The sequence below is a fragment of the Thermogemmatispora sp. genome, from assembly GCF_042408735.1.
Classification (GTDB): domain Bacteria; phylum Chloroflexota; class Ktedonobacteria; order Ktedonobacterales; family Ktedonobacteraceae; genus Thermogemmatispora.
The window spans coordinates 1-3,263 of sequence record NZ_JBHOQV010000205.1 but is presented as its reverse complement, the minus strand read 5'-3'; the positions used below and the strand labels follow the sequence as shown (position 1 = coordinate 3,263).

The window sequence follows — 3,263 nt, the reverse complement described above, 5'->3', positions numbered from 1 at the left end:
ACCGATGTCCACCCAGGGCAGCCGCAGGCCGCGTCGCTCATCCAGGTGGCCCCCGCAGGACATGACGGTCGGGAGGCCGACGGCGTTGAGGGCCACCACCGTCTCGAAGATCTCGGCATCAATGGGTTTCCCCAGACGATCAGTGACGGCGGCAAAAGAGGCCAGCAGGGCTTGCCAGGGTGCGTTCATCGGTGGTGGCCTCCCTGCTCAGCCTGCTGTGGGGTCCGCCCCCAGACGGTCAGCAGGGGCCAGCGGGCACAGAAGCCCTCCTGTTGCATCTCGGCCACCGCCTGCCGGTCCAGGGCCGTCAGCTCTGCCCGAGCAGCCAACCCCAGACGTTCCAGGAAGGGCAGGACCCGCTCCAGCCCGCTGAGCACGTCCTTGAAGACCGGGGAGTGCCGCTGTGTGCCCATCGACCACTCAATGACGGTGGGCCGCAGGTGTCCCTCCAGAAAGCCGGCCTGCCGCAGCAGCCGCGGCCAGGGCCAGGCCGCCGGCAGCATGAAGCCCCCCAGGAGTCGCCCGTTGAGCAGGTCGAAGGAGCCGTCCTCGAAGGCCAGCTCCCCGGCGTTCTCGGCATCGAGGATGTATCCGCGCTGCGGTGGGCGGACGGGATTCGGGCGAGATGGGTCATCGTGAGGATCCATCGGCGTCTCCTTTCTGTTCGAAAGCGGCAGGCCCCGCCGAGGGGGGTCGCCTGGGGCCTGGGTCGGCGGGGCGCAGGGGCCAGGCCGATCCCACTGGCAGCAGGGGCAGGCGACCCGCTCGCTCGGCCTCAAGCACCTGCCGGATGAGGGTGGCATGGTCCAGAAAGAGCGACTGCTGCTCCAGCGCGGCTACCGGGAGCAGCTCCAGGCCCAGCACACTGCTCCCGGGCCGGGCGGCCTGCGCGAGCCAGACCAGGTCGGCCTCGATCAGGAAGAGCAAGGACAGCACCTGCGCGCGTTCGGCCAGCGAAGCCGCCCCCAGGAAGCGGGGGTCGCGGGCCGGGCGGTCCAGGCCGAAGAGGCCGCCCAGCCGCCAGGCGCGCAGGCCAGCGCCGTGCAGGTGCCAGTCGGTGCTGTCGATGCCCAGTTCCTCGCGCAGGGCACGCAAGATGCCCGTGGCGGCAGGCTCGCCCCAGCGCAGTTTCTCGCCCAGCATGGCCAGCCGCTGCTCCTCCTGGCGGCGGATGAGGGCAACGTGCTGGCGGGCGGCGTCGACAAAGAGCAGGTCCAGCCCGATTGCGAAACGGGCATCAGGGTCACGAAGCGGCATAGCGCGCACCTCCGTCTGGCTGGGCCGGCTCGTCAGCACGCCGGCGCTGGACGCGGGAAGGACCCCAGGGAGTGGCTGGCGGGGGCCCCTGCCGCCAGCGGGCCAGCAGCCGCTCAAAGGCCGCCTGCGCTTCGGCAGGGCACTGCTGCCAGGGGACGGCGGCCAGCAGGGCCCGCGTGGAGCGGGGCACCTCCAGGGCGAAGCGAGCCCGGTGGAGCCGTTGAGAAATCCGTCCAGGACTGACGCCCAGTGCCGCGGCAATGACATCGACCCGCCAGCCCCGCGCCCGCAGCAGCAGCACGAGCCAGTCGGTTGGACGGAGCCGCGCCAGCTTGCGCTGCTGATGGGCCGTGAGCCTGGGGGCCGGCACCGACGTGGACGCCGGCGTCGGCAGTGGGTGGGAGCCGGCAGAGCAGGTCATGGGGCACCTCCTGCGTCCGCAGACGACGAAGCGGACCCGGCAGCGGCAGACCTGTCCGGGGACACGACCTGCAGGCCGTACGGGGCCAGCAGCACCTGCCAGGCACGGGCGGCTGGCAAGTGCTCTAACTGCAACAGCGCTTGATCTATGGCCAGCCACACTTCCTGGATTGCTTCGCAGGTGATGGCAGCCTGCTCCCGTGAGGGGGCCGGGGCCGCTGGAGGAGGAAGCTGCACTAGCAGCGGGGAGGCGGAGCCGCTCATGGGCAGCCTCCTCGTCGGCAGCAGCAGCAGGATGCCGTCAGAACGGAAGCCAAAAGCCAACGCACGATGACAGAAGATCCTCCTTTCTGAGCTGATCTCATAGGTCAGAACGTGAACAGCCACCCAGCAGCAGCAGGAGACCAGGAGGCTGGACGGCTTCAAGCGGAGCCGTCCTCCCTGCCGAAGAGCGGGGCCAGAGCCTGCAGCTCGGGGCGCCAGCGTTCGTGCAGCGTGGGCTGCTCGCGGACCACCTGCAGCAGCTGCCGCAAGCGGCCCAGCTCGGCGGGCGAGAGACTGAGCCAACACTCGCCGCCCGGCGGGGGCGCAAGCTCGTGCAGCCGAGCCAGCCAGGTCTGTGCCTGGCGCAGCCGCTCATTGCGCTCAGCGGTGGGCAAGAGCTGGCTAAAGGCGTACTGTCGGTAACCTTCCAGCACGGTCCGCAGGGCGGCGGCCTGCTCCTGGGTGAGGATCAGCAGGGCCCGCCCGGCGCCTGGACCGGCGCCCGAGGCCGAGACCGAGACGGCGTGGCCGGAGCGGCTGCGGGGAGCAGCCGGGTCCCCGTCGCGATCAGGGTGGCTCATGGCTGGGGCCTCCTGCCATAGGCGGCATGAAAGACGTACCGAGCCTGCTGCTGCTCCCATTCCTCCGCCGCCTCGCGCAGCATGGCGTCGACGACCGCCGGCGGGGTATGGGTGCGGGCGCAATACGAATCCTTGAGGGCGCCCAGCCCGTGGAGCACGTCGGTCAGCAAGAGCTGGCCAGCAGCCCCGGCCCAGCGGCCCAACGGCACAGGGATGTCCTGGCTGGTGATCTCCACGCAGCCGGCCTGCTGGAGCAGCTCGCCAAGCTGACGCAAGACGGCCATCTCAAAGCCGAGCTGGCGGCTGATGCCGGTGAACCACTCCAGCAGGCGGCGGGTGGCCGGCCCGGCGGGCTGGATGACATCGCTGAGTTCCAGGAGTTCGATCCAGCCGCCGGGCCGCGTGACGCGCACCAGCTCGCGGACAACGCCGGGCCAGGCCTGGGCGGGAATGGCGGCGACCAGTAACCGCTGATGGGCGTAGCAGAATTGGGCGTCCGGAAAAGGCAGGCCCTCGAGCACGTTGGCACGCACGAAGACGCAGGTCGGGGGGACCGGCTGGGGCAGGGAGGCGAGCGAGACATCGACGCCGACAATGCGGGCGTGCGGAAAGAGCGCCTGCATCTCGAAGGCCCAGATCCCAGTCCCAGTGCCCACGTCCAGGATGGTACGTACCTGCTCGGGGACAAGCGGAGCCAGGTAATGGTTGCTCAGGGTGCGATACAGGGCATGGTGCTGGTAA

5 protein-coding genes and 1 pseudogene are annotated in these 3,263 nt (G+C 70.3%); all 6 read right to left on the bottom strand.

Annotation, left to right across the window (positions count from 1 at the left end; translation table 11 throughout):
• A pseudogene (locus tag ACFMO7_RS21815) lies at positions 1 to 189 on the bottom strand (hypothetical protein); the annotation flags it as partial.
• Entirely contained in the window at positions 186 to 647 is a 462-nt protein-coding gene (locus ACFMO7_RS21810) for a hypothetical protein (RefSeq protein ID WP_376797593.1), read from the bottom strand. The gene ACFMO7_RS21810 and the pseudogene ACFMO7_RS21815, both read right to left, overlap by 4 nt.
• Complete coding sequence (locus ACFMO7_RS21805; RefSeq protein ID WP_376797592.1) at positions 631 to 1,257, bottom strand: NUDIX domain-containing protein; 627 nt, start codon at positions 1,255 to 1,257, stop codon at positions 631 to 633. The genes ACFMO7_RS21810 and ACFMO7_RS21805 overlap by 17 nt, the downstream gene beginning before the upstream one ends.
• The gene (locus ACFMO7_RS21800; protein WP_376797591.1) at positions 1,244 to 1,678 is read right to left on the bottom strand and encodes a helix-turn-helix domain-containing protein; all 435 of its coding nucleotides are present in this window, start codon (positions 1,676 to 1,678) and stop codon (positions 1,244 to 1,246) included. Before ACFMO7_RS21800 ends, ACFMO7_RS21805 begins: the two co-directional genes overlap by 14 nt.
• Before the next feature lie 421 nt (positions 1,679 to 2,099).
• A complete protein-coding gene (locus tag ACFMO7_RS21795; protein ID WP_376797590.1) occupies positions 2,100 to 2,522 on the bottom strand; it encodes a hypothetical protein in 423 nt (140 codons plus the stop codon).
• Positions 2,519 to 3,263: methyltransferase domain-containing protein (locus ACFMO7_RS21790; protein ID WP_376797589.1), on the bottom strand; the 745-nt coding region annotated here is incomplete at its 5' end. The genes ACFMO7_RS21795 and ACFMO7_RS21790, both read right to left, overlap by 4 nt.

What these genes read in the sequence shown, in the direction of transcription:
- ACFMO7_RS21805 (WP_376797592.1), bottom strand. Translation starts at nt 1,257, where the DNA reads ATGCCGCTTCGTGACCCTGATGCCCGTTTCGCAATCGGGCTGGACCTG.
- ACFMO7_RS21810 (WP_376797593.1), bottom strand. Translation starts at nt 647, where the DNA reads ATGGATCCTCACGATGACCCATCTCGCCCGAATCCCGTCCGCCCACCG.
- ACFMO7_RS21795 (WP_376797590.1), bottom strand. Translation starts at nt 2,522, where the DNA reads ATGAGCCACCCTGATCGCGACGGGGACCCGGCTGCTCCCCGCAGCCGC.
- ACFMO7_RS21800 (WP_376797591.1), bottom strand. Translation starts at nt 1,678, where the DNA reads ATGACCTGCTCTGCCGGCTCCCACCCACTGCCGACGCCGGCGTCCACG.